This window comes from Janthinobacterium sp. NKUCC06_STL (assembly GCF_019345455.1).
Taxonomy (GTDB): Bacteria; Pseudomonadota; Gammaproteobacteria; order Burkholderiales; family Burkholderiaceae_D; genus Janthinobacterium; species Janthinobacterium rivuli.
In genome coordinates this window covers 204,835-229,577 of the sequence record NZ_JAHKQY010000006.1, presented here as the reverse complement: position 1 = coordinate 229,577, position 24,743 = coordinate 204,835, and the positions used below count along the sequence as shown (strand labels likewise).

Annotated in this window: 18 protein-coding genes; 11 read left to right on the top strand and 7 right to left on the bottom strand. The window is 60.5% G+C overall.

Going from position 1 to position 24,743, the window contains the following annotated elements; all coding sequences use genetic code 11:
- Window positions 1–50: 50 nt before the first annotated feature.
- Window positions 51–1,397: a TAXI family TRAP transporter solute-binding subunit gene (locus KO539_RS19790; RefSeq protein ID WP_219311073.1), complete on the top strand. Its 1,347-nt coding sequence runs from the start codon at window positions 51–53 to the stop codon at window positions 1,395–1,397.
- A gap of 139 nt (window positions 1,398–1,536) precedes the next feature.
- On the opposite strand, the gene KO539_RS19785 is transcribed toward KO539_RS19790, so the two are convergent.
- From KO539_RS19785 to KO539_RS19775, 3 genes are all read right to left on the bottom strand, one after another.
- A complete protein-coding gene (locus KO539_RS19785) occupies window positions 1,537–1,821 on the bottom strand; it encodes an XRE family transcriptional regulator (protein ID WP_035825129.1) in 285 nt (94 codons plus the stop codon).
- The gene (locus KO539_RS19780) at window positions 1,818–2,168 is read right to left on the bottom strand and encodes a type II toxin-antitoxin system RelE/ParE family toxin (protein ID WP_219311071.1); all 351 of its coding nucleotides are present in this window, start codon (window positions 2,166–2,168) and stop codon (window positions 1,818–1,820) included. The genes KO539_RS19785 and KO539_RS19780 overlap by 4 nt, the downstream gene beginning before the upstream one ends.
- 157 nt (window positions 2,169–2,325) lie before the next feature.
- Window positions 2,326–2,787, bottom strand: coding sequence for a rhodanese-like domain-containing protein (locus KO539_RS19775; RefSeq protein ID WP_219311069.1), 462 nt, complete (start codon window positions 2,785–2,787; stop codon window positions 2,326–2,328).
- A 385-nt stretch (window positions 2,788–3,172) separates the two neighbouring features.
- On the opposite strand from KO539_RS19775, the gene glnA reads away from it, so the two are divergent.
- From glnA to KO539_RS19745, 6 genes are all read left to right on the top strand, one after another.
- Window positions 3,173–4,588 (top strand): type I glutamate--ammonia ligase, encoded by a 1,416-nt coding sequence (glnA, locus tag KO539_RS19770; RefSeq protein ID WP_029496182.1) that lies wholly within the window; start codon window positions 3,173–3,175, stop codon window positions 4,586–4,588.
- 184 nt (window positions 4,589–4,772) lie between these two features.
- A complete protein-coding gene (locus tag KO539_RS19765; protein ID WP_219311225.1) occupies window positions 4,773–5,255 on the top strand; it encodes a DUF4124 domain-containing protein in 483 nt (160 codons plus the stop codon).
- Window positions 5,256–5,260: 5 nt separating this feature from the next.
- Window positions 5,261–6,349 carry a nitrogen regulation protein NR(II) gene (gene glnL, locus KO539_RS19760; protein WP_035825143.1) on the top strand — a complete coding sequence of 363 codons (1,089 nt, stop codon included), beginning with the start codon at window positions 5,261–5,263 and terminating at the stop codon, window positions 6,347–6,349.
- A 48-nt stretch (window positions 6,350–6,397) separates the two neighbouring features.
- On the top strand, window positions 6,398–7,888 hold the full coding sequence (ntrC, locus tag KO539_RS19755) for a nitrogen regulation protein NR(I) (protein ID WP_219311067.1): 1,491 nt from the start codon (window positions 6,398–6,400) through the stop codon (window positions 7,886–7,888).
- Window positions 7,889–8,034: 146 nt separating this feature from the next.
- On the top strand, window positions 8,035–9,000 hold the full coding sequence (gene corA / locus KO539_RS19750; protein WP_034760218.1) for a magnesium/cobalt transporter CorA: 966 nt from the start codon (window positions 8,035–8,037) through the stop codon (window positions 8,998–9,000).
- Between the two features lie 134 nt (window positions 9,001–9,134).
- The gene (locus tag KO539_RS19745; RefSeq protein ID WP_219311065.1) at window positions 9,135–10,508 is read left to right on the top strand and encodes an ATP-binding protein; all 1,374 of its coding nucleotides are present in this window, start codon (window positions 9,135–9,137) and stop codon (window positions 10,506–10,508) included.
- A 15-nt stretch (window positions 10,509–10,523) separates the two neighbouring features.
- Here KO539_RS19745 and KO539_RS19740 read toward each other — a convergent pair whose 3' ends face one another.
- A complete protein-coding gene (locus KO539_RS19740; protein WP_219311063.1) occupies window positions 10,524–12,152 on the bottom strand; it encodes an NAD(P)/FAD-dependent oxidoreductase in 1,629 nt (542 codons plus the stop codon).
- A gap of 418 nt (window positions 12,153–12,570) precedes the next feature.
- Between KO539_RS19740 and KO539_RS19735 the strand changes: the two genes are divergently transcribed.
- Both KO539_RS19735 and KO539_RS19730 read left to right on the top strand, forming a co-directional pair.
- Entirely contained in the window at window positions 12,571–13,362 is a 792-nt protein-coding gene (locus tag KO539_RS19735; protein ID WP_219311061.1) for a tetratricopeptide repeat protein, read from the top strand.
- 583 nt (window positions 13,363–13,945) lie between these two features.
- The gene (locus KO539_RS19730; protein ID WP_219311059.1) at window positions 13,946–17,011 is read left to right on the top strand and encodes a carboxypeptidase regulatory-like domain-containing protein; all 3,066 of its coding nucleotides are present in this window, start codon (window positions 13,946–13,948) and stop codon (window positions 17,009–17,011) included.
- A gap of 103 nt (window positions 17,012–17,114) precedes the next feature.
- Here KO539_RS19730 and KO539_RS19725 read toward each other — a convergent pair whose 3' ends face one another.
- The gene (locus KO539_RS19725; RefSeq protein ID WP_219311057.1) at window positions 17,115–17,840 is read right to left on the bottom strand and encodes a 16S rRNA (uracil(1498)-N(3))-methyltransferase; all 726 of its coding nucleotides are present in this window, start codon (window positions 17,838–17,840) and stop codon (window positions 17,115–17,117) included.
- Between the two features lie 196 nt (window positions 17,841–18,036).
- Here KO539_RS19725 and tkt point away from each other — a divergent pair, with 196 nt between their 5' ends.
- Together tkt and gap are read left to right on the top strand one after the other, a co-directional pair.
- On the top strand, window positions 18,037–20,034 hold the full coding sequence (tkt, locus tag KO539_RS19720; protein WP_219311055.1) for a transketolase: 1,998 nt from the start codon (window positions 18,037–18,039) through the stop codon (window positions 20,032–20,034).
- A gap of 76 nt (window positions 20,035–20,110) precedes the next feature.
- Window positions 20,111–21,121 (top strand): type I glyceraldehyde-3-phosphate dehydrogenase, encoded by a 1,011-nt coding sequence (gene gap / locus KO539_RS19715; RefSeq protein WP_071079192.1) that lies wholly within the window; start codon window positions 20,111–20,113, stop codon window positions 21,119–21,121.
- 49 nt (window positions 21,122–21,170) lie between these two features.
- On the opposite strand, the gene KO539_RS19710 is transcribed toward gap, so the two are convergent.
- Together KO539_RS19710 and glnE are read right to left on the bottom strand one after the other, a co-directional pair.
- Window positions 21,171–21,953 (bottom strand): YoaK family protein, encoded by a 783-nt coding sequence (locus KO539_RS19710; RefSeq protein ID WP_176388871.1) that lies wholly within the window; start codon window positions 21,951–21,953, stop codon window positions 21,171–21,173.
- A 13-nt stretch (window positions 21,954–21,966) separates the two neighbouring features.
- Window positions 21,967–24,720, bottom strand: a complete 2,754-nt coding sequence (gene glnE, locus KO539_RS19705) for a bifunctional [glutamate--ammonia ligase]-adenylyl-L-tyrosine phosphorylase/[glutamate--ammonia-ligase] adenylyltransferase (RefSeq protein ID WP_374106461.1) — start codon at window positions 24,718–24,720, stop codon at window positions 21,967–21,969.
- Window positions 24,721–24,743 lie beyond the last annotated feature (23 nt).

Below are 24,743 nucleotides of genomic sequence, written 5' to 3'. Positions count from 1 at the left end.
TTGAGGTTTTCTTGGCATCGTAGCCACCCATGAAACCTATGCGCCACCACATGTCCAAAATCCTCGCGTTCAGCCGCTTTTCCGTGCGCGATTTTCTCGCCACCGCCGGTCCCACCTTGCTGCTGGTCGGCGCGTTTTGCGCGCTCGCTTACTGGCTGGTCGACCCGGCGCCGCCACGCCAGGTGAACCTGTCGACGGGGCAGGACAATAGCGCCTATGAAGAGTTTGGCAAGAAATATGCTGCCACCCTGGCCAAGCACGGCATCAAGGTGACCTTGCAACCGTCGCTGGGCTCGCAGGAAAACCTGCAGCGCCTGAACGCGGGCAAGACCGATATTGCTTTCGTGCAAAGCGGCTCGACGGAACACGACGATGCCGAGCGCCATGGCTTGATTTCCCTGGGCAGCCTGTTTACGGAACCCGTCTGGCTGTTCATGCGCGAAGACAAGGCCGTGACGGAACTGACGCAACTGAAGGGCCTGAAGATCAACCTGGGGCCGGAGGGCACGGGCGTGCCCGGCCTGTTCCGGCAGTTGCTGTCTGTGAATGGCGTCGAAGCGAAGGAATTGACGGTGAGCGACTTGCAGAATACGCCCGCCACAGTGGAGCTGCTGGAAGGGCGCATCGACGGTCTCGTGTTCAGCTCGGCACCGGAAGCGCCGCTGATCCAGATGCTGCTGCAAACGCCGGGCATCAAGCTGTTTGATTTTTCGCAAGCGGAAGCGTACACACGGCGTTTGCCCTTCCTCACGCATGTCGTCTTGCCGCGCGGCATCGTCGACCTGGGGCAGAACATTCCCGCGCAGGATTATCATTTGATCGCGCCGACGGCCACCCTGGTCGCGCGCGAAGACTTGCATCCGGCCCTGATCGACCTGTTCGTGCAGGCGGCGGCCGGCATCCATGGCGGCACGGGCTGGTTCCAGCAGCAGGGGCAGTTCCCGTCCGCGCGCTACACGGAAATTCCCGTCGCACCGGAAGCGCTGAAATTCTACAAGGATGGCGCGCCCGTGCTGCAGCGCTACATGAGTTTCTGGCTGGCCAATTTCTTTGACCGCATGTGGGTGCTGGTGGTGGCGCTCGGGGCCTTGATCCTGCCCCTGTCGCGCGTGGTGCCACCCTTGTACGTGTGGCGCATCCGTTCGCGCGTGTACCGCTGGTACGGCCAGTTGCGCACGGTCGAGCAGGCGCTGGAAGACGTGCCGCCAGAGCAGCGTGCGCAAGTATATGCGGCGCAATTGAAACGGCTCGACCAGATCGAGGAGATGGTCAACCAAATCTCGATTCCCCTGTCGTTTGCCGATGGCCTGTATGGTTTGCGCAGCCACATCAATTTCGTGCGCAAGCGCATCCTGACCCTGATGGGCGAGCATCCCGAGGCAGGAGAGCCTGCCTGAGCAATTCACTCGCTTAACAACGCCTAATAAAAACCGTAGCGAGCGGAAGGAAGTTGTGGTTGAGAAGCGCAACTGTACGAAGGTACAGTGAGCATCGCAGACCGCAAATTACGACGCGTAGTAGGTTTTGATAGGCGTACTAAACAAGGGTGATCGACAGCTTGCGTCCGACCAGCGCGGCGGCCCGTTCCAGGGTCGAGAGCGTCACGTCGCTGCTGGGGTCGAGCAGGCGGTCGAGCTGCGAACGGCTCGTCTGCAGCAGGGCCGCCATGCGCGTCTTCGACATCGATTGTTCCTGCATCGCCTGCGTCAATTGCCAGGCGATCACTTCCTTGATGGCGCGGTTTTGCGTTTGCTCGAAGATGCCTTCTTCCTTGAGGAAGTCGTCGAGACTGCTGCCGAGGTGGGGTGCGGTGGCGTTCATGTCAGTTCCTTGTAGCGTTTGCGGGCCAGCGCCAGGTCGTCATCGGGCGTGGCACGGGTTTTCTTGATAAAGCCGTGCAGCGCCACCAGACAATCGCCGTGGTGGCAGATCAGCACACGTGCGATGCGGTTGCCGGGCAAGCTGCTGCGTACCTCCGACAAGCCGTGTCCCAGGTGGCGGCACAAGGGCATGCCGACGGGCCAGCGCCATTGCGCATGCATCAAGTCCTGCCCGATCACATGGCGCTCTTCAACTGGCAAGGACTTGAGCCAGTCGCGCACGGGTTCGCCGCCATTGCCGTTCGCATAGAACAGCAGGGTAATCTGCCGCAAGGCGGAAGCATCCATGACGCACCTCTAAGTTGTACTATATAAGGTACATGTTCGCAAGGAGAATTTGCGCCGCAGTTGAAAAAATCGGGCGCGCATGGATGGTTGTAGCCGATGGCGGGCCGCAAGGTGGCCCGCCAGATCAAACACTGTTCAGATAGTCAGACGGCCAACGTCAGGCACCCAGCCACGGCAATCCCGCCTTGCACCAGCCGCCGATCTGCTTGCGGTGGCCGTCGGCATCCTTGTCGCCCTCGAAGCCTTCGAGGATGTCGAAGCAGTGCAGGTAGCCGTGCTCGGTCGCCAGCTTGGCGGCATGGCGCGAACGCACGCCGGAGCGGCACAGGAACAGCAGCACCTCGTCCTTGCCGGCCTGGGCGGCCAGTTGCTGCATAAAATCGGGATTCGGCACGCCACCGGGGTAGGTGGCCCACTGCACCGCACCATGCTGGGTATCGGCGATGTCGACCCGGCCCACCCAGTCGCGCTCGGCATTCGTGCGCACGTCGATGAGCTTGACGGCGGGATCGCCCTGCAGCAGGTCATACGCTTCCTGCGGCGTGACGGCGCCGGCATACGGCGTACCTTCATTGGCCCGGCTGCGGGCGGTGGTCAGGATGTCGGCGGCGGTGGTCATGGCGTCCTCGATGAAAGTGGGCAGGTGTGGACGATTATAGTGCGCCGTCCGCGCCTCGCAAACGGAAAACCATGGTGAATCGCGTATGCACCACAACGAGGCATTTTTCAAGAATCGGCACAAAATGCACGATAATGGTGCGTTATTCGTTTTTTGCACTTGCTTAGTGCATTCTTGATTTGACGCAAACACAGCAGGAAAATCGCGGGCAGGAAAACTTTCACTGGCAAGGCCGGGTTTTGACTTGGGCCGCCACATCCCATCAGAAGCTGGCATGGAATCTGCTATGATCCTTATGAGTTTTGGTGGCACGCAATGTTTGCTTCGCTTCATCAGCCCAGACGCACTAAGGTCGGCTCACCCCACATTCATTTAGGAGATACGCATGGCAATGACAGCCGCAGAAGTCTTGAAGATGGTAGAAGAAAACGAAGTCAAATTCGTTGATTTCCGCTTTGCTGATACCCGTGGTAAAGAGCAGCACGTGACGGTTCCCGTGTCGCACTTCGACATGGACAAATTCGAGTCGGGCCACGCCTTTGACGGTTCTTCGATCGCTGGCTGGAAAGGCATTGAAGCGTCCGACATGATCTTGCTGCCGGATCCAAACACGGCCAATATCGACCCGTTCATGGAAGAAACGACCCTGTTCATGCAGTGCGACGTGATCGAACCGTCGGACGGCAAGGGCTACGACCGCGACCCGCGCTCGATCGCGAAACGCGCCGAAGCCTACCTGAAATCGTCGGGCATGGGCGACACCGCCTACTTCGGCCCTGAGCCAGAATTCTTCATCTTCGACAGCGTGCGCTGGAAGATCGACATGTCGGGCTGCTTCGTCAAGATCGGTTCGGACGAAGGTTCGTGGTCGACCGGCAAGGACATCGAAGGCGGCAACAGCGGCCACCGTCCTACCGTCAAGGGCGGCTACTTCCCCGTGCCACCAGTGGACAGCTTCCAGGACATGCGTTCGGAAATGTGCCTGATTCTCGAGTCCTTGGGCATCCCGGTTGAGGTACATCATCACGAAGTCGCCGGCGCCGGCCAGAATGAAATCGGTACCAAGTTCTCGACCCTGGTCGAGCGCGCCGACTGGACGCAAAACCTGAAATACGTGGTGTGGAACGTGGCGCACAGCTATGGCAAGACCGCCACCTTCATGCCGAAACCTATCGTTGGCGACAACGGTTCGGGCATGCACGTGCATCAATCCGTATGGAAAGATGGCAAAAATCTGTTCGCTGGCGACGGCTATGCCGGCCTGTCCGATTTCGCCCTGTACTACATCGGCGGCATCATCAAGCACGCCAAGGCACTGAACGCGATCACCAACCCGGGCACCAACTCGTACAAGCGTCTGGTACCAGGCTACGAAGCCCCAGTGAAACTGGCGTACTCGGCGAAAAACCGTTCCGCCTCGATCCGTATCCCGCACGTGGCCAATCCAAAAGGCCGCCGCGTCGAAGCGCGCTTCCCGGATCCACTGGCGAACCCGTACCTGTGCTTCGCCGCACTGCTGATGGCTGGCCTGGACGGCGTTGCCAACAAGATCCATCCGGGCGAAGCCGCCTCGAAAGATCTGTACCATCTGCCGCCAGAAGAAGACGCACTGATCCCGACCGTGTGCGCTTCGCTGGAAGAAGCTCTGGATGCACTGGACAAGGACCGCGAGTTCCTGACCCGTGGCGGCGTGTTCAGCGATTCGATGATCGACGCTTACCTGGAACTGAAAATGCAGGACGTACAGCGTATGCGCATGACGACGCATCCTGCCGAGTTCGACATGTACTACTCGCTGTAATGGCGCCACGCCGGCAACATGCCGGTAGTGAATAAAAAACGCGGGTGAGGCGATGGTCTTGCCCGCGTTTTTTTTATGCTGTACGCCAAGGCGGTGAGAGTACGGTGTTGTATAGTCGGCCAAGGATTGATACGGCATGTGCTGACAGGAGTGAAGATTGACCAAGCATTACAGAATGGCGCTGATGGCAGGATTGCTGGGCGCGGCGGCACAGGCGCACGGGCAGCTGTATGTCTGCGCCGATGCACAAGGACACAAGACGTACACGGACAAGCGGGCCGGCGCGCATTGCCAGCTGCTCGATTTGCCGGGCGCCATGACGGAGCCGCCACGCAGGACGGCGCCGCTGGCCGGCGTGCCGGCCCGGCCCGCCACGCAGGCGGCGGCCACGGCGGCGCCTGTCGCTGGTGCGTTTCCCAAGGTCGATGGCGCCGAGCAGCGCGCGCGCGACCTGGACCGGCGCCAGATCCTGCAGGACGAATTGCGCAGCGAAGAGCAGAAGCTGGCGGCGCAGCGCCTGGAATTCAACGGCGGCCAGCCCGAGCGCCAGGGCAATGAGCGTAACTATGCGAAATACCAGGAAAGAGTGGCGCAGTTGAAGGACAACATTGGCCGGACACAGCAGAACGTCGAGGCCCTGAAACGCGAGATCGCGAATATTCGGTAAAGCACATGACACTAGACAACCATTCCAGCCGTCCCGCCCACCTGGCCGGTCTTGATTTGCTCGCTTCGGCCGTGATCCTGCTCGATGGCGACGGCCGCATCAGCTATGCCAACGCGGCGGCGGAAAACTTGCTGGAAAGCTCATTGAAGGCCCTGTCGCGGCAAAAGCTGACGGCGCTGTTCTTGAATCCCGAGGAGCTGGCCGGCATTTGCGCGCAGGCGCTCGAACACAAGTTTTCCGACCTGCGCCAGGACCTGAGCCTGGAGCGCCTGGGGCGCGAGCCGCTGCGCGTGCACAGCATCGTCAGCGCGCTCGACGCGCCGCGCGACGGCGTGCTGATCGAACTGCGCGAAAACGTGCAGCAATTAAAACTCGACCGCGAGGAGCGCATCCTCGACCAGAGCCAGGTCAACAAGGAGCTGATCCGCAACTTGGCGCATGAAATCAAGAACCCGCTGGGCGGCATCCGCGGCGCGGCCCAGCTGCTGGAGCTGGAATTGCCGGCCCTGCACCTGAGCGAGCTGCGCGAATACACGCAAGTCATCATCAAGGAAGCGGACCGCCTGCAAACCCTGGTCGACCGCCTGCTGGCGCCGCACCGCCGCCCGCATATCGTGGGCGACGTGAATATCCATGAAGTGTGCGAGCGCGTGCGCAGCCTGATCCTGGCCGAGTTTCCCAGCGGCCTGACCATTTCGCGCGACTACGACGCGTCGATTCCCGAGTTTCGCGGCGACAAGGAGCAATTGATACAGACCGTGCTCAATATCGCGCACAACGCGGCGCAAGCCCTGGCCGAGCGCATCGAGGCGGGCGACGCCGAGCTCATTTTCAAGACGCGCGTGGCGCGCCAGGTGACCCTGGCCAAGGTCCGTTACGGCCTGGCATTAGACTTGCATATCATTGACAATGGACCGGGCATCGCACCCCAGATCCGCGACCGGATTTTCTACCCGCTGGTGTCGGGCAGGGAAGGCGGCAGTGGACTGGGACTGACCTTGGCGCAAACCTTCGTGCAACAGCACCTGGGCGTGATCGAGTGCGAAAGCCGGCCTGGATACACCGATTTCAGGATCGTTCTACCCTTGCCATAAGCGAGGCGGTATCCCACCCATGAAATCCATTGCGGGACGCACACACTAATGAAGCCAATCTGGATAGTTGACGACGACGAATCAATCCGCTGGGTGCTGGAAAAAGCCCTGGCGCGGGAAAATCTCGCCACCAAGAGTTTTGCCAATGCGCGCGACGCCATCGCCGCGCTGGAATTTGACACGCCGCAAGTGCTCGTGTCCGATATCCGCATGCCGGGCGCGTCCGGCCTGGAATTGCTGCAGACGGTCAAGTCGCGCTTTCCCGGCTTGCCGGTCATCATTATCACGGCCTTTTCCGACCTCGATTCGGCCGTCGCCGCCTTCCAGGGCGGCGCCTTCGAATACCTGGCCAAGCCGTTTGACATCGACAAGGCCGTCGAGCTGATCCGCCGCGCGCTGGAAGAAAGCCTGCGCGAGACCAGCGTCGAGTCGGGCCCGTCCGAAACGCCGGAAATCCTCGGCCAGGCGCCGGCCATGCAGGAAGTGTTTCGCGCCATCGGCCGCCTGTCGCAATCGAATGTCACCGTACTCATCACGGGCGAATCCGGCTCCGGCAAGGAACTCGTAGCGCGCGCGCTGCACAAGCACAGCCCGCGCGCGGCGCAGCCTTTCATTGCCCTCAATACGGCGGCGATACCGAAAGATTTGCTCGAGTCCGAACTGTTCGGCCATGAACGCGGTGCCTTTACGGGCGCGCAGACGACGCGCCGCGGCCGCTTCGAGCAAGCCGAGAACGGCACTTTGTTCCTCGATGAAATCGGCGACATGCCGTTCGACCTGCAGACGCGCTTGCTGCGTGTGCTGTCCGACGGCCATTTTTATCGTGTCGGCGGCCACCAGCCCATGAAGGCGAACGTGCGCGTCATTACGGCCACGCACCAGAACCTCGAGCAGCGCGTACGCGACGGCCTGTTCCGCGAAGACTTGTACCACCGCCTGAACGTGATCCGGCTGCGCCTGCCCAGTTTGCGGGAGCGGCGCGAGGATATCCCCATTCTGGTGCGCCACTTCCTGGTGCAAAGCGCGCGTCAGCTGGGCGTGGAAGCCAAGCGCATGAGCGAACCGACGATGCAGTTCCTCAGCAGCCTCGACTTGCCCGGCAATGTGCGTCAGCTGGAAAACCTGTGCAACTGGATCACCGTCATGGCGCCAGGCCAGACGGTGGAAATCAAGGACTTGCCGCTGGAATTGACGCAGGGGCAGGGCGATGGCGCCGCCACGGTGGCGGCGAGCGACACTGCGCCGGCGGCCGTTGCCCATGTGCAGGGCGGCCAGGTCTTCGAAGCGGCCGCGCCTGCTAATGGCGCGCCGCCGGGCTGGATTGGTTTACTGGAATTGCAGGCGGCCGGCATGCTCGGGGCGGGGCAGCAGGAAGTCATGGCCGTGCTGGGGCGGCAATTCGAGTCGGCCCTGATCAAGACGGCGCTCAAGCATACGCACGGGCGCAAAAATGACGCTGCCGTGCGCCTGGGCATCGGCCGCAACACCATCACCCGCAAGATATCCGAACTGGGCATCGACGGCGCCAAGGACGACTGATGCATTGCCGGACGGGGCCCCGCCCCGTCCGCTTCCCCTCTTGGCGTTTCTCGCACGCCACAACACCCACAACAATGACAGGCGATAAGGTAAGCTGGCGCCTGCCGGACTGTTTCGTCCGGTGTTAACTTGAACTGTGGAATAGCATGCTCATAAACTGCGTGGCCTACCAGGATGGCAAAAAACTGGCCGACTTGCCAATCGACGACATCAGCGATTACGTCGAGCGCCCCGATTGTTTCGTTTGGGTGGCCTTGCTCGACGCCACGCCGGACGAACTGAAACAGATGCAGCACGAGTTTTGCCTGCACGAACTGGCGGTGGAAGATGCGCAGCGGGGCCATCAGCGCCCGAAGATCGAGGAATATGGCGATTCCCTGTTTGCCGTCGTGAAAACCGTGGAAATGGTCGAGAACGAACTGGTGCTGGGCGAAGTCGACATTTTTGTCGGTGCCAATTACGTGCTCTCGTCGCGCAGCAACAGCTCGCAAGGTTTCCTTGGTGTCCGCGCGCGGGCCGAGCGCGAACCGCACTTGCTGCGCCAGGGCTCGGCCTTCGTGCTGTACGCGCTGATGGACGCCGTCGTCGACCGTTATTTTCCCGTGCTCGACGCGCTGGAATCGGAGCTGGAACTGATCGAGGATCGCATCTTCGACCGTGGCACCGAGCGCGACAATATCGAACGCCTGTACCAGTTGAAACGCAAGGTCATGGTCTTGCGCCATGTGGTGGCGCCCCTGATGGAAGCGGTGGGCAAGCTGCACGGCGGACGGGTGCCGCCGCTGTGCCATGATACCCAGGAGTATTTCCGCGACGTGCACGACCATCTGGCCCGTATCAACGGCACGCTCGACACCATCCGCGACACGATCAGCACGGCGATTCAGGTGAATCTGTCGATGGTGGCCATCGACGAGAGCGAGGTGAACAAGCAGTTGGCGGCCTGGGCCGCTATTTTTGCCGTGTTCACGGCGTTTGCCGGCATCTGGGGCATGAATTTCAAGTTCATGCCGGAGCTGGACTGGCATTACGGTTATCCGGCCGCCGTGGCAGTGATGAGCTGTGTCTGCGGTTATATGTATTACTTGTTCAAGCGTTCCGGCTGGCTGTAAAAAATTCCTGTGTATCTGTATTATTAAGCAATAGCCAGGGGTACAATCGCGGCAGGTCCGCTGGGGCGGGCCATGGCTGAGAGTCGCCGCGCCGGCAGGTGTGCCTGCGCTTGCGGTGCCGTGCAGGAGCATTCATGAGTATTCCGTTGTTTGATGTGAATTCGCAAGAACCCCTGTTCGATGCCGAGCAGCGGCGCACCCTGGCGGAAGCGGCCCTGCGCTCGATCACCGCCTCGACGGCGCACGCCCGTGGCGACGACTTCCTGCGCATTCTCGTCAAGGATCTGGCCGAAGCGCTCGACGTGCACTATGTGATCGCCGGGCGCCTGGTACGCCTGGACGATGGCAGCGAAGGCATCCGCACCCTGGCCCTGTGGGGCGGCGATGGCTACCAGCCGAATATCGAATACAGCCTGCAGCACACGCCTTGCCAGGACGTGACCTGCCAGAGCATGTGTTTTCACGGCAGCGACATCCAGCGTCGCTTTCCATTCGATAGCCTCCTGGTCGACATGCGGGCCGAAAGCTATGTCGGCATGCCGCTGATCGATACCGATGGGAAGACCCTGGGCATCCTGTCGGCCATCGACACGCGACCCATCGATGAAAACAAGCGTTTGCTGGCCTTGCTGCTGCTGTCGATCTTCTCGGCACGCGGCGCGGCCGAGCTGCAGCACCAGGAGCGCACCCAACAGCTGGAAGAAATCGTGCGCCAGCGCAGCGAATCGCTGCTGGCGGCGCAGGCGAACCTGATCGAGCAGGAGCAGATGGCGGCCCTCGGTTCGCTGGTGGCTGGTGTCTCGCATGAAGTCAACACGCCCATCGGCGTGGCGCTGACGGCGGCCTCGAGCATGGGCAGTTATGCCGACCAGTTGGTGCAACTGCTCGGCGGCGCCAAGGTCAGCCGCGCCGAACTGATCGACATTGCCGAGTCGCTGAAAGGCGCGGCGGCCTTGATCGAGCGCAATCTGGCGCGCGCCGCCGACCTGATCGGCAATTTCAAGCAGCTGGCCGTGGACCAGGTCAGCGAATACGTGGCCGACCTGGCCCTGCACGACTATGTGGACGGCCTGGTGTCGGCGCACAGTCCCGAACTGCGCAAGGCGGCGCTGGGCGTGGAACTCGACATCGCGCCCGATTGTCAGGTGCGCCTGGCTGCCGGCAAGCTGTCGCAAATCCTCTCGAACCTGCTGATGAACAGCGCCCGCCACGGCTATCCGCAGGGCGGTCCAGGGCGCATCACGATACGCGCGCGCATCGAGGCGGACGGCGATGACGCGGCTGCGCGCTGGCTGCTGCTGGAATTTTCCGACGACGGCATCGGCCTGGCGCCGGCCGTGCGCGAGCACATGTTTGAACCATTTTTCACCACCAAGCGGGGCCAGGGCGGCTCCGGCCTGGGCATGCACATCGTCTACACGATCGTGCAGCAACTGGGCGGTCAGGTGTGCGCCATCGACAGCACACCCGGCTGCCATATACAGATCAGGCTACCGCTGGCAGCCTGATCTGCTGTACGGGCCTCAGGCGGCGGCCATCGACAGCGCCACCGCCTCTGCCACCTTGATGCCATCGACGGCCGCCGACAGGATGCCGCCCGCATAGCCGGCGCCTTCGCCAGCCGGGAACAGGCCGCGCGTGTTCAGGCTTTGCAGGTTGTCGTCGCGGCGCTTGATGCGGATCGGCGACGAGGTACGCGTTTCCACGCCCGTCAGCACGGCGTCGGCCTTGTAGTAGCCCTTGATCTGCTTGTTGAACGCCGGAAACGCTTCACGCAGCGCCGTGATCGCGTATTCGGGCAGCGATGGCGCCAGGTCCGTCAGGTGTACGGCCGGCTTGTACGACGGCACCACGCTGCCAAATTCCGTCGAGGCGCGGCCAGCGACGAAGTCGCCGACCAATTGCCCCGGGGCATCGTAGTTGCCGCCGCCCAAGGCAAACGCGCGCTCTTCCAATTCGCGCTGCAGGGCGATGCCGGCCAGCGGGTCGCCCGGGTAGTCGGCTGGCGTGATGCCGACCACGATGGCGCTGTTGGCGTTGCGCTCGTTGCGCGAATATTGGCTCATGCCATTCGTCACCAGGCGGCCCGGCTCCGAGGCGGCAGCCACCACCGTGCCGCCCGGGCACATGCAGAAGCTGTAGACGGAACGGCCATTGCTGGCGTGGTGCACGAGCTTGTAGTCGGCCGCGCCCAGGATCGGGTGGCCAGCGCTGGGGCCGAAGCGGCAGCTGTCGATCAGCGATTGCGGGTGTTCCACGCGGAAGCCGATCGAGAACGGTTTCGCTTCGATGTACACGCCGCGCTTGTGCAGCATCTCGAAGGTGTCGCGCGCGCTGTGGCCGATGGCCAGCACGACGTGGTTGCTGGCGATGGTTTCGCCATTATCCAGCACCACGCCACGCACCTGGCCGCCATCGCTGCCCGGCACGATGTCGAGATCGACGACTTTGCTGCTGAAGCGGTATTCGCCGCCCAGTTGCTCGATGTTCGCGCGCATTTCTTCCACCATCTTGACCAGGCGGAAGGTGCCGATGTGCGGCTTGCTCACATACATGATTTCCTCGGGCGCGCCCGCCTTGACGAATTCCGTCAGCACCTTGCGGCCGTAATGCTTGGGATCCTTGATCTGGCTGTACAGCTTGCCGTCCGAGAAGGTGCCGGCGCCGCCTTCGCCGAACTGCACGTTCGATTCCGGATTCAGTTCGCGCTTGCGCCAGAAGCCGAAGGTGTCGACCGTGCGTTCGCGCACCTGCTTGCCCCGTTCCAGGATGAGGGGACGCAAGCCCATCTGCGCCAGGATCAGCGCCACGAACAGGCCGCACGGGCCCGTGCCGATGACGATGGGGCGCGGTTCAGTGCTGTGGCCGGCCAGCTGTTCGCCGCCGGCGACGAATTTGTAGTCGGTATCGGGCGCGGGCATCAGGTGCACATCGTGCTGCAGGCGCGCCAGCACGGCCGCTTCATTTTTGACGTCCACATGCAGCGAGTAAATCAACACCACGGCGCTGCGCTTGCGCGCGTCATAGCTGCGTTTGAAGACGGTAAAGCCGAGCAAATCGGCGGCGGCTATGCCCAGGCGCGCCAGGATGGCGGCGGGCAGGGCCGCTTCGTCGTGCTCGAGGGAGAGTTTTACTTCGTTGAGTCGCAACATAATGATGGGTCCAAGGTTGGGGGCTGTCTAGGCCCCATGGTGAATGCGTGTGGTATGGCAAGGCGCTATTTTACCCGGACTCCCTGGACTATCGGCAGCGAGCTGCGATGACAAAGCATGGATTGTCAACGATTTTTTGGTGGAAATGACAATGTGGCGCGCAGAAGGGTGTAATTTATTTGCAACAAAAACTTGCTTGGTACAGATTTCTCAGCATCTTTTTATTGCCGTGTGGCACTCTGTGGGCATGCTTGGACATGTCTTTTTTGTGTGATTTTCAAGCAATTATAAATTGCAAAATAATAAATTGTGCCTTAGGATTAACTGCTGACGTGTGCGCCCCGTACTGATCTGGTGACAGCTGTATTCAAGCGATCAGCCAGGGTTTGAATCTCTAATTTTCTTAACGGATGTGAAGATGAAAAAATTAACTTTGGTCATGTTGTTGCTGGCAGGGTTCGGTACTGCGCATGCAGATGAATTGAGCGATGCGCAGAAATTATGGGATAACAAGGATTTTTACAAATCCTTTCAGATATTTAATAAATTAGCCGAGGCGGGCAACGTGAATGCCCAACTGCAACTCGGTGAAATGTACGGTTTTGGCGAAGGAACGGCAGAAGATACGGAAAAGGCTGCGTACTGGCTGAAGCAGGCCGCCGCCAAAGGGCATCCGGAAGCCGCCGCTTCGCTCGCGCTGGTGCAGGAACGCAAGGCCCATCACGCCGACATCGCCTACTACACAACGAACTTCGACGGCGGTAGCGCCGCGTACTCCCGCTACGGTTGCGAGCGCCCTCAAATTCCCGCGCAATCGACCAGCAATGAAGACATTCGTAAGGTGAATGCCAAAATAAATACCTGGACCGAGTGTTACGGGCGCTTTATCGTCAATTTGCGCAGTGTCGCTCCTGCGGATAAAACCATCAAGCCGGAAATTCTCAAACTGATGAATAATGAAGAATTTACCCGTTCCGCCGCGTTGATTAATAAAGTCTACGGTAATATTTTGTCGGATGCTGCAGCGATAGAGCAAAGCATTTCCAGTGAAAGTACTGCCTGGAAGAAATCGACTGAATTATATGCGGCCGAATATGATAAGAAAATGGTTCAGGATAAAATAACATCGGATAATGAAATTCGAGTATTGGAAACTACCAGAAGAAATATGGAGCATTCCTTGTTCACGACTTCGTATAATAAGAAATAAGAGTCCGTAGGCTCCTGCAATGAAACGCAGAAGTGGAGATCCAAGGAAATGTTGTATTGTTGCAACGTCAATGTCTCCGCTTCTGTTCTTCCTCCGTCCGTTTCACTGGCGCCATAGCGCCCATCTGCGACCTGCCTGTACCTATGTTGCGCTGCCACTTCGGTGCATTTTCGCAAAGCAAAAACGCCTCAAACGCCATGATGGAGTGCGAGCGGAAGTTAGTTTTTCGTATATACATATTCTTTATTTTGCATTGCACCAAAATGGTGCGAGCATGCGCCGTTTTAGGCACCTCTTCCTGTCAAAAATGGTCCGCTGCGAGTTGTTGCTTTTACGCACAAACCACAAGCTATTGTATTGACACTAATGCGGGCAATATGGTTTTATGTATTGCTTAAGCGAATAATTTTCTTTGAAACTATTCGTTTGGGGATCTGCGCTATCAGTGTGGGTTGAGAGTGAAATTAATTGAAAACTAAAACCGGAAATAAAAAACGTATTGAACATGATTTAGTGCTTAACTTTGCCGGGTCTCTCTATCAGAGGTACCCCATAACACTTAATATAATAATTAGGAAACCACATGTTTAGAAAAACTGTTTTAGTACGCGCGTTGTCCATCGCGTTTGGTGCTGCAACCCTGACCGCTGCCGTGGTTCCTGCAGCCATGGCTCAATCGAACGCTGCCGGTAATATCTACGGTAACGTTGAAGCCGCTGCTGGCAGCACAGTTGTTCTGCTGAATACGGACACGGGTGCCAAGCGTATCGTGGTGCCTGATGCATCGGGCCGCTATTTCGCCACCGCCTTGCCACCAGGCCACTACAAAGTGGAACTGGTACGTGATGGCCAAGTCAGCAAAACGGTCGAAGTCGATGTCCTGGTTGGCCAGGGTGTGGATGCCTCGTTTGTCACCGCAACGGCGGCTCCCGGCGTGCAAGCGGTTCAGGTTACTGGCCGCCGCAACCGTATCGACGTCTCCAGCTCCAACAATGGCGCGACCTTTACCGCCAAAGAATTGGCACGTCTGCCTATCGCGCAGAACGTTTCAGCGATTATTCAGCTGGCACCAAACACCACCCGCGCCGACTCGCGTTATGCGGCCGGTGCATCCTTCGGTGGTGGCGGCGCGTCCGAAAACGCGTACTACATCAATGGTTTCCCTGTTACCAACCCGTTGACACAGCTGGGCGCATCGGAACTGCCTTTCGGCGCGATCGCTCAGGCACAGATCCTGACCGGCGGCTTCGGCGCCGAGTTTGGTCGTTCGGTTGGCGGCGTGGTCAATATCACCACCAAGAGCGGTACCAATAATTGGGAATTTGGTGGCAGCGTCAGCATCGAGCCGGATAATCTGCGCGCGAAGTATCGCGACAGCTACTACCCAGTAACGGGTCGTCCGGAAAATGCATCGACCGACGGCACCCTGTTACGTCGCAACTCGGAAAACAGCAAGACGGAAAAGACCTACGGCGCTTATGTCGGTGGTCCGATCATCAAGGACAAGCTGTTCATGTTCGCTGCGGTAGAAACCAAGAAAACCGACTGGGAACGCATCAACGGCACCCGTACCTCGGCTTCGAATGCAGCCACCGGCTTTGCATCGAACCAGGATACGATCGACCGCTACATTGCCAAGTTCGACTGGAACATCACGGACAATCATCGCCTGGAAACCACGTTCCTCGGTGATGAAGGCAAGTCGGATCGTCAACTGTATGCGTATGACTACGGAACCGCTCTGCGCGGCGCGCAAACGGCATCGCAGCACTATACAAATGATGCAAACTTCTCGCCTAACGTCGGTGCTGAATCGCAAATTCTGCGCTACACGGGTAATCTGACCGATGACCTGACTGTGACCGCCGTGTACGGCCAAAGCAAAACCAAGAACAAAAACCGCTACGATGCCGTCGGCAGCACCCCTTCGGACATCTTCTCGATCACAGCGGCGTCGAATAACCGCGCACCTGGTCTGAACTATTCCAGCCCGCAAGTGCTGGGTGGCGTGATTCCTGGTGATGATGCGCAAAGCAAGATCAAGTCGTCGCGTATCGACTTGGAATACAAACTGGGCAAGCACACGCTGCGTGGCGGCTTGGACAACAACAAACTGTCGTCCGTGAATGCGGGTGATGTGCAAGCTGGCGGCGGTCTGTGGACCTACGGCAAGGTTGCCAATCCATTGTTAGCGACCAACTTCGGCGGCGGCTATCGCGTGCCGGTAGCCAGCGGCGGCGGCCTGGGTACCCAGGGTTACTATGTTGGCAGCACGCTGTACAACACGCTGACCAATGCGTACTCGGACCAGTCGGCTCAATACATCGAAGACCGTTATCAGGCAACGAAAGACGTGCTGGTGACTGTCGGTCTGCGCAGCGAATCGTTTAAAAACAAAAACGGTGACGGCGAAACCTTCCTGGAAATCAAGAACCAACTGTCGCCACGTTTGGCTGCAGCCTGGGACGTGAATGGTGATGCGTCGTTGAAAGTGTATGGTAGCGTTGGTCGTTACGCCGTGCAAATCCCGACCCACCTGGCTGTGCGTGGCGCAAGCCGCTCGCTGTTCACCAACCAGTACTACACCTATACCGGTACCGATCAGTACGGTCGTCCAACGGGACTGAAGGCGCTGACGCCTGAATTCTCGACGAACAACGAACTGGGCCAGGCGAAAGATGTCAAGACCCTGAGCGCGATCGATATCAAGCCGACGTATCAGGATGAATTGACGGTCGGTTTCGAGCAAGCCTACTCGCCTAGCTTGAATTTCGGCGCCAAGGTTACCTATCGCAAACTGCGTCAAACGATCGATGACTTCTGCGATGACCGTCAGATCTATGCTTTCGCTGCGGCCAAAGGCATCGATACGTCGAACTACGGCGGCTTTAACTGCGCTTCGTTCAATCCGGGCGTAGACAACAGCTTCTGGGTCGATTTCGCCGGTACGCAATCGAACTACACCCGCGTCGATCTGAAGGCTGCCGATATCGGCTTCGATAAAGCCAAGCGTACGTACACCGCAATCGATCTGTTTGCGGAACATCCGATGCGCAATGGCTGGTATGGCCGCATCAACTACACCTGGTCGCGCAGCACCGGTAACACCGAAGGTCAAACCCGTTCGGATAATGCACAAACCGACGTGGCTGCAACTTCGAGCTGGGATAACAAGGAGTTGATGATGGGCGCGGATGGCTTGCTGCCAAACAACCGTACCCATCAGATCAAAGCCTTCGGCTTCTATGAGCTGACGAATCAGATCAGTGTTGGCGGCAATGCCTTGATCGCTTCGGGTCGTCCACGCAGCTGCTTCGGTAACCGTCCTGATCTGCCAACAGATGTACAGAACTACGGTTCGGTCTACTTCTACTGTGATGGCAAGGAAGCACCACGCGGCACCTTCGGCAAACTGCCATGGGATGTGCGTTTCGATGCCAACGTGACCTATCGTCCAGAGCAAGTCAATGGTCTGGCTTTGAAGGTGGATGTGTTTAACGTGTTTAACAAACAAACCGCACAAACCATCGACGAAACCTATAACGTTGCTCGTGGTAACTACAACGTCAGCCCAACGTACGGCCGTGTCATTAGCTACACCGCTCCACGCGCTGTGAAACTGACCGCAGAGTACAACTACAAGTTCTAATCGACTTGAATATGCCTTGCCCATGCGAATGGGCAAGGCGATCATCAAGAAACCGCCGGTGCAAGCCGGCGGTTTTTTTATTGCCCGACGTAAATGCGGCGTGCTACATCCCGCCCCACAATGCCGCCAAGGTGGCCAGCGCCGTCAGGCCCGCCGTTTCCGTGCGCAGGATGCGCGGGCCCATGCTCAAGCCGATGGCGCCGGCGGCCAGGGCCGCCTTTTCTTCCGCTTCCGAAAATCCGCCTTCCGGTCCCACCATCACGGTGATGGCCTGCGGCGGCTGGTGACGCGCCCAGTCGGCCAGCGACTGCTCCGCGCGCGGCGTCAGGATGATGCGTTTGTGTAAGTCTTGCTGGCGGCTCCAGCTATTAAAATCTTGCAATGGCGCCAGCTGCGCCAGGCGGTTGCGCCCGCATTGCTCCGATGCTGACACGATAATGCCTTGCCAATGCGCGAGTTTTTTCTCGGCCCGTTCGCTGGACAAGCGCACGACGCAGCGCTGTGCCGATAACGGCACGATGCCCGCCGCACCCAGTTCGATGGCTTTTTCGATGATCCAGTCCATTTTGGACGCTTCCGGCAGCGCCTGCGCCAGGGTCACGGCGTAGGGCAGCTCCGCTTCGCGCGCCACGTGCGTCTGGATGTCCGCCGTCACGCTGCGCTTGGCAATCGCCACCAGGCTCGCCTGCACTTCGCCGCCTTCGCCATTGAACAGGGTGATGACGTCGCCCGGCGCCAGGCGCACGACCTGGATATGGTGGGCGACAGCCTCCGGCAGGGCGATGGTGGTGCCGGCAACGAGCGGCTGGGGGCAGAAAAAACGCGGCATGCAAATCCTCAACGGGGGTATATGTGGGGTGGAAAGACGTCAAAGTATAGCCATTTGGCTGGCCAGTACGCCGCAATTCTAATTTGCAGCCCCCTAGTCTGGTAAAATAGTTGACTACATAAAGCAGCCGGCCTGGGTTCTTTCTTGTCCGTGCTGTTGCAAACGAATCCCAAACTCGCGACTGACCCACACCATCATGACAACTACGCTCCCGACTACCAAAATGGCCAATGCGATCCGCGCACTGGCAATGGACGCTGTACAAAAGGCCAACTCCGGCCATCCAGGCATGCCGATGGGCATGGCCGAGATCGCAGTTGCCCTGTGGAGTGGTCACTACCGCCACAATCCCGCGAATCCAAAATGGCAGAACCGCGACCGTTTCCTGTTGTCGAACGGCCATGGCTCGATGCTGCACTACGCGCTGCTGCACCTGACCGGTTACGAGCTGTCGATGGAAGACATCAAGGCCTTCCGCCAGATGCATTCGAAAACCCCGGGCCACCCGGAAGTCGATATCACGCCAGGCATTGAAACGACTACCGGCCCGCTGGGCCAAGGCATCGCCAACGCCGTCGGCATGGCCCTGTCGGAGCAATTGCTGGCTGCCGAATTCAACAAGCCAGGCCACGACATCGTCAACCACTACACCTACGCCTTCGTCGGCGATGGTTGCCTGATGGAAGGTATTTCGCACGAAGTGTGCGCGCTGGCCGGCACCCTGGGCCTGAACAAACTGATCGCCCTGTACGATGACAATGGCATTTCCATCGACGGCAAAGTCGAAGGCTGGTTTACGGACGATACCCCGGCTCGCTTCGAAGCGTACGGCTGGAACGTCATCCGCGCCGTCGACGGCCACGATGTTGCCGCCGTGGCTGCCGCCATCGCCGCCGCCAAGACCGCATCGAAGCCAACCCTGATCTGCTGCAAGACCATCATCGGCAAGGGTTCGCCGAACCTGCAAGGCGGCGACAAGGTTCACGGCGCCGCGCTGGGCGACAAGGAAATCGCTGCCGTGCGCGAATACATCGGCTGGGATGCCGCACCGTTCGAGATGCCGGCCGACGTGTACGCTGCCTGGGATGCCAAGAAGCAAGGCGCCCTGCTGGAAGCGGACTGGAACGAGCGCTTTGCCGCCTACGGTCGTGAATTCCCGCAGCAAGCCGCGGAACTGAGCCGCCGCATGCAGGGCGAGCTGCCTGCTGCATTTGAAACGGCGCTGTCGGCCGCGATCGCTTCCTGCGTCGAGAAGAAAGAAAACATCGCCACCCGCAAGGCCAGCCAGAACGCCATCCAGGCACTGGCTTCGTCGCTGCCGGAATTTTTGGGCGGCTCGGCCGACCTGACCGGTTCGAACCTGACCAACTGGAAAGAGTGCGTGGCCGTGCGTTCGGGCCAGCCTGGCAACCATATCAACTACGGCGTGCGCGAATTCGGCATGAGCGCCATCATGAACGGCATCACCTTGCACGGCGGCTACATCCCGTTCGGCGCCACGTTCCTGACGTTCTCCGACTACAGCCGCAATGCGCTGCGCATGGCTGCCCTGATGAAACTGCGTTCGATCTTCGTGTTCACCCACGACTCGATCGGCCTGGGCGAAGACGGCCCGACGCACCAATCGGTCGAGCACGTCTCGTCGATGCGTTTGATCCCGAATCTGGACAACTGGCGTCCATGCGACACCGTCGAGTCGGCCGCTGCCTGGGGCGCCGCCGTGCGCCGCAAGGATGGCCCGTCGACCCTGATCTTCTCGCGCCAGAACCTGCCGTACCAAGAGCGTAGCGCCGAACAGATCGAGAACATCTACCGCGGCGGCTATGTGCTGAACGACGTGGCGGATGCCAAGGCGATCCTGATCGCCACCGGTTCCGAAGTGGAACTGGCCGTCGCCGCCGCCAGCGCGCTGGCTGCCGAAGGCATCGCCGTGCGCGTGGTGTCGATGCCGTCGACCGACGTGTATGACCGTCAGGACGCCGCCTACAAGGCCAGCGTATTGACCCGCGGCGTGCCGCGCGTGGCCATCGAAGCGGGCGTGACCAGCTTCTGGTACAAATACGTGGGCCTGGAAGGCGCCGTGGTCGGTATCGACACGTTTGGCGAATCGGCTCCGGCCGGCGTGCTGTTCAAGCACTTCGGCTTCACGGTCGAGAACGTCGTCGCCAAGGTCAAAGCCGTTATCGCTGGCTAATATTGATTTTTAACGGCCCTGGCGATGTGCTCGCCAGGGGCGTGCATGTACCTTCTTTTTTAATCAGGAGCAGAGTATGACGATCAAAGTTGCAATCAATGGCTACGGCCGCATCGGCCGTAATGTGTTGCGCGCTTTCTACGAAGGCGGCAAGAAACAGGACATCCAGATCGTTGCCATCAACGACCTGGGCGATGCCAAATCGAACGCCCACCTGACCCGCTATGACACCGCGCACGGCAAGTTCCCGGGCACGGTCACCGTCGAAGGCGACAACATGATCGTCAATGGCGATCCGATCCGCGTGTTTGCACAGCGCAATCCTGCTGAAATCCCATGGGGAGAGCTGGGCGTGGACGTCGTGCTGGAGTGCACGGGCTTCTTCACCACCAAAGAGAAAGCTTCGGCTCACTTGAAGGGCGGCGCGAAAAAAGTCATCATCTCGGCACCAGGCGGCAAGGACGTCGATGCGACCGTTGTGTTCGGCGTCAACCACTCGGTACTGAAATCGACCGACACCGTCATCTCGAACGCTTCGTGCACCACCAACTGCCTGGCACCGCTGGTCAAGCCACTGAACGACGCCATCGGCATCGAAACGGGCCTGATGACCACCGTGCACGCTTACACCAACGACCAGGTGCTGTCCGATGTGATGCATGAAGACCTGCGCCGCGCCCGTTCGGCCACCATGAGCATGATCCCGACCAAGACGGGCGCCGCTGCCGCCGTTGGCCTGGTCCTGCCTGAGCTGAATGGCAAGCTGGACGGCTTCGCCATCCGCGTGCCGACCATCAACGTCTCGCTGGTCGATCTGACCTTCATCGCCAAGCGCGACACCACGGTGGAAGAAGTCAACGCGCTGATGAAAACTGCATCGGAAGGCGCCCTGGAAGGCATCCTGACGTACCAGACCGAACCACTGGTGTCGATCGACTTCAACCACAACCCGGCTTCGTCGAACTTCGATTCGACCCTGACCAAAGTGTCGGGCCGTCTGGTGAAAGTATCGTCGTGGTACGACAACGAGTGGGGTTTCTCGAACCGCATGCTCGACACCACCGTCGCACTGATGTCGGCCAAGTAATTTTTTGACCGCATAAGAAAAACGCCCAGGTAGTTGCCTGGGCGTTTTTTCATTTATGGCTGTGCGAATAGAAACGGCGCCGGTAAAAACGCCACAGCAGGCGCAAGTCGCGCAGCACGGGCACGCCCGACAGCAGGGTCAGTACACCGGCGAGCAGGATGGTGGCGGCGGGAAAGCCGATGTGCTTGAAGGCCAGAGCGCCGCTGACGCCGCCGATGAAGAAGCAGGCGATCAGCAGGCTGTGTGTTCTCAGCTTGCCGCGGTTCACCTTGACCATGCGGTCCGGCAGGTGGCGCCGGTTGTAATACGCCATCTTGCCCAGTTCGATGCCGATGTCGGTCGACAGGCCCGTCACGTGCGTGGTGCGGATGACGGCGCCCGAAATCTTGGTGATGATGGCGTTCTGCAAGCCCATGACAAAGCACAGCAGCAAGATGGTGACGGGGCCCAGCACGTCGGGCATGGTGGCCAGGTAATTGCCTGTCAAGCCGAACAGCAGCAATAAGGCCGCTTCCAGCAGCAGGCTGGCGGCAAATTGGCTGTGCAGCCGGCGCCGCTTGCCCCAGTTCACCATGATGGCCGTGACTGCCGCGCCGCTGACAAAGGCCAGCCAGGCGCCCAGCGCGGCCAGGGCCACGGTGATATTGCCCAGCGCCAGGTCGTCCGCCATGCCGGAAACGATGCCCGTCATGTGCGAGGTATAGCCGCCGATGGCAAGAAAGCCGCCCGCATTCACGGCGCCGGCCACCAGCGCCAGCACGCAGCCCAGCTGCAGGTTCGCTTGCGTATCGCGCGCCGATCCGCTCAGCCGGGACAGGTAATGGAGTGGCATGCCCGGGCCGGCCTCAGGCAACGGCGCCGAAGATGGCTTGCCACAGGCGCATCACATTATCCGCATGCACGCGCACGCGCTCCGGTTCCACGCGGGCCAGGTCTTGCCCCTGCAGGCGCAGCTGGTGCTGCAGTTTGCGCAGCGCGCGGTAGGCGTCGGCGACCTGGGTGGCCAGCTGGGCGTCGATCAGCCCCAGTTCGCCGCACAGGCGCAGCAGGGCGATATTGCCCGAGTTGGCCGTCAGCTGCGGATACTGCGCCGCATGCTGGAGCACCAGGTATTGCACCATGAATTCGATGTCGATCATGCCGCCCGGATCCTGTTTCAGATCAAAGCTGCCGGGGCGGGGCGGATGCGCGTCCAGCATCTTTTTGCGCATGGTCACCACTTCGCCCTTGAGCGGGCCGTTTTCCGGCCGTTCCTTGCGCAGGATGGTGTCGCGGATGCGTTCGAAATGCTTGCCGATGGTTGCGTCGCCGGCGCAAAAGCGCGCGCGCGTGAGCGCCTGGTGTTCCCACACCCAGGCCGCGCTGCCCTGGTAGCGCTCGAACGCCTGCACGCTGGAGACCAGCATGCCCGAGGCGCCGTCGGGGCGCAGGGCGATGTCGATGTCGAACAAAATGCCGGCCGAGGTGTGCGAGGTCATCCAGGTAATGAAGCGTTGCGCCAGCTTGGCGTACAGGCCGGGCGCTTCCTGGTCGTCATCGTCGAAGAGGAAAATGACGTCGAGGTCCGAGACATAACCGAGTTCCTTGCCGCCCAGCTTGCCGTATGCGATGACGGCGAATTTCGGCACGTCGCGGTGGCGCGTGGGCAAGGTTTGCCAGACGGCTTGCACGGTGGCGGCAACGATGATGTCGGCCAGCTGCGACAGGTAGTCGGCCAGCTTTTCCACGCTCAGGTCGCCCGCAAGGTCTTGCGCCAGGCACTGGAACAGTTGCGCATGGTGCATTTCACGCAGGATATCCATTTGCCGCTCCGTGTCGCCGGGCGCGTCGTCGAGCTGGCGCTGCAGGTCCAGCGCCAGCGCGGCCGGGTCGGGCACCGTATTGCGGATGCGCTCGTCCAGCAGTTCATCGAGCAGGATCGGGTGCTGCGTGAGGAAGGTGGCGGCCCAGCCGCTGGCGCACACCATGCGCACGACGCGCTCGAGCGTGTGCGGGTATTCCGTCAGCAGCGACAGATAGGCCGACCGGCGCGCGATCGCTTCCAGGAAATCGAGCAGCCGGCCCAGGGTGGCCAGCTGGCTGGCGTTACCGTTGGAAACGGAGCAATCGGTGATCAGGGGCAGGGCGGAATTGACGAGGGCCACCAAGCGCGTGCGGCTCGCCTCGGGCAACGATTGCAAACGCGGCGCCTGCCACGTGGCCAGCAGGCGGCGCGCGCAGGCTGCCGGTTCATGGAAACCCAGGGCGGCAAAGCGCGCTTCGATGGCTTCTTGCTGGTCCGAGGCGGCGCAGTCGTTCGACGTCTGCGGGTCGATGCCCGTGTCGGCCGGCGGCGTGCCGCTGCTCTTGTCGCTGAACATTTCGTCGAATTGCCCGGCGACAAATACGCGGTGCGCTTCCAGCTGGGCCAGCAAGGTGGCCGTGTCAGGCAAGCCCATCATCTGCGCCACGGTCAGGCGGTCGGCGTCATTCGCGGGCAGGGTGTGGGTTTGCGCATCGTCAAGATACTGCAGCCGGTGTTCGAGGTTGCGCAGGAAAGTGTAGGAGCCGAGCAGTTGTTCCACGATGGCCGGTTCCAGCAAACCCTTGTCGGCCACCGTGCGCAGGGTGGCGCGCGTGGAACGTTCGCGCAGTTCGGCGTCGCGCCCGCCGCGTATCAACTGAAACACTTGCGCGAGGAATTCGATTTCGCGGATGCCGCCACGGCCCAGCTTGACGTTGTTGCTGCGGTCCGGATGCAGCCGTTCCTGGCGGTTGACCTCGGCGCGGATCTGGCCGTGCATGGTGCGGATGGCATCGATGACGCCGAAATCGAGGTAGCGGCGGAAGACGAACGGGCGCACGATGGCGTCGAGCGAGGCAATGTCTTCCGGCTTGCCCGTCACGGCGCGCGCCTTGACCCAGGCGTAGCGTTCCCATTCGCGGCCCTGCACGATCAGGTATTGTTCCACCATGCTCAGGCTGGCGGCCAGCGGCCCCGAGTTGCCGTTCGGACGCAGTGCCATATCCACGCGGAAAGTAAAACCATCCTGTGTGATCTCGGCCAGGGCGGCGATCAGTTTCTTGCCCATGCGAATGAAAAACTCGTGGTTGGACAGGCTGCGCTGGCCCGGTACGGTGACGTGCGTGTCGCCGTCTTCCGGGTAGACAAAGATCAGGTCGATGTCCGACGACACATTGAGCTCGCCGCCGCCCTGCTTGCCCATCGCCAACACCATCAAGGCCTGTTCCTCGCCCGATTCCTCGCCGACCGGCATGCCGTGCAGGGCCACCATCTCGGCCATGATGGCGTCCACATGCGTGCGGATGGCGAAATCGGCAAAGCCCGTCATGGCCGTGACGACTTCGTGCAAGTCGGCCTGGCCGCCAAGATCGCGCGCGATCAGGCCGCACACGAGCAGGTTGCGCAGGCGGCGCATGGCCCGCTCGGGCGGCAGCGGCGGCGTGGCGGCGTTCGCCTGGGCGGCCAACTCGGCGGAAAAGTCGAGCTTGTCCAGCTGCGCGCTCACCAGTTGCGCTACCTGCGCGGCGCGCTCGGGGGCGGCGTCCAGCCAGCGCTGGTAGAAACGGGAGGCGGAAATCAAAGGCTGTGTGCTCATGGTATCGGTAACTGTCTCGTGGA

Excerpts from the sequence above, each read along its gene's own strand:
- corA (WP_034760218.1), top strand. The coding sequence starts at position 8,035 with ATGCTCATAAACTGCGTGGCCTACCAGGATGGCAAAAAACTGGCCGAC.
- glnE (WP_374106461.1), bottom strand. The coding sequence starts at position 24,720 with ATGAGCACACAGCCTTTGATTTCCGCCTCCCGTTTCTACCAGCGCTGG.
- KO539_RS19730 (WP_219311059.1), top strand. The coding sequence starts at position 13,946 with ATGTTTAGAAAAACTGTTTTAGTACGCGCGTTGTCCATCGCGTTTGGT.
- KO539_RS19785 (WP_035825129.1), bottom strand. The coding sequence starts at position 1,821 with ATGAACGCCACCGCACCCCACCTCGGCAGCAGTCTCGACGACTTCCTC.
- KO539_RS19745 (WP_219311065.1), top strand. The coding sequence starts at position 9,135 with ATGAGTATTCCGTTGTTTGATGTGAATTCGCAAGAACCCCTGTTCGAT.
- tkt (WP_219311055.1), top strand. The coding sequence starts at position 18,037 with ATGACAACTACGCTCCCGACTACCAAAATGGCCAATGCGATCCGCGCA.
- KO539_RS19775 (WP_219311069.1), bottom strand. The coding sequence starts at position 2,787 with ATGACCACCGCCGCCGACATCCTGACCACCGCCCGCAGCCGGGCCAAT.
- glnA (WP_029496182.1), top strand. The coding sequence starts at position 3,173 with ATGGCAATGACAGCCGCAGAAGTCTTGAAGATGGTAGAAGAAAACGAA.
- KO539_RS19765 (WP_219311225.1), top strand. The coding sequence starts at position 4,773 with ATGGCAGGATTGCTGGGCGCGGCGGCACAGGCGCACGGGCAGCTGTAT.
- KO539_RS19780 (WP_219311071.1), bottom strand. The coding sequence starts at position 2,168 with ATGGATGCTTCCGCCTTGCGGCAGATTACCCTGCTGTTCTATGCGAAC.
- KO539_RS19740 (WP_219311063.1), bottom strand. The coding sequence starts at position 12,152 with ATGTTGCGACTCAACGAAGTAAAACTCTCCCTCGAGCACGACGAAGCG.
- KO539_RS19710 (WP_176388871.1), bottom strand. The coding sequence starts at position 21,953 with ATGCCACTCCATTACCTGTCCCGGCTGAGCGGATCGGCGCGCGATACG.
- KO539_RS19725 (WP_219311057.1), bottom strand. The coding sequence starts at position 17,840 with ATGCCGCGTTTTTTCTGCCCCCAGCCGCTCGTTGCCGGCACCACCATC.
- gap (WP_071079192.1), top strand. The coding sequence starts at position 20,111 with ATGACGATCAAAGTTGCAATCAATGGCTACGGCCGCATCGGCCGTAAT.
- KO539_RS19735 (WP_219311061.1), top strand. The coding sequence starts at position 12,571 with ATGAAAAAATTAACTTTGGTCATGTTGTTGCTGGCAGGGTTCGGTACT.
- KO539_RS19790 (WP_219311073.1), top strand. The coding sequence starts at position 51 with ATGTCCAAAATCCTCGCGTTCAGCCGCTTTTCCGTGCGCGATTTTCTC.
- ntrC (WP_219311067.1), top strand. The coding sequence starts at position 6,398 with ATGAAGCCAATCTGGATAGTTGACGACGACGAATCAATCCGCTGGGTG.
- glnL (WP_035825143.1), top strand. The coding sequence starts at position 5,261 with ATGACACTAGACAACCATTCCAGCCGTCCCGCCCACCTGGCCGGTCTT.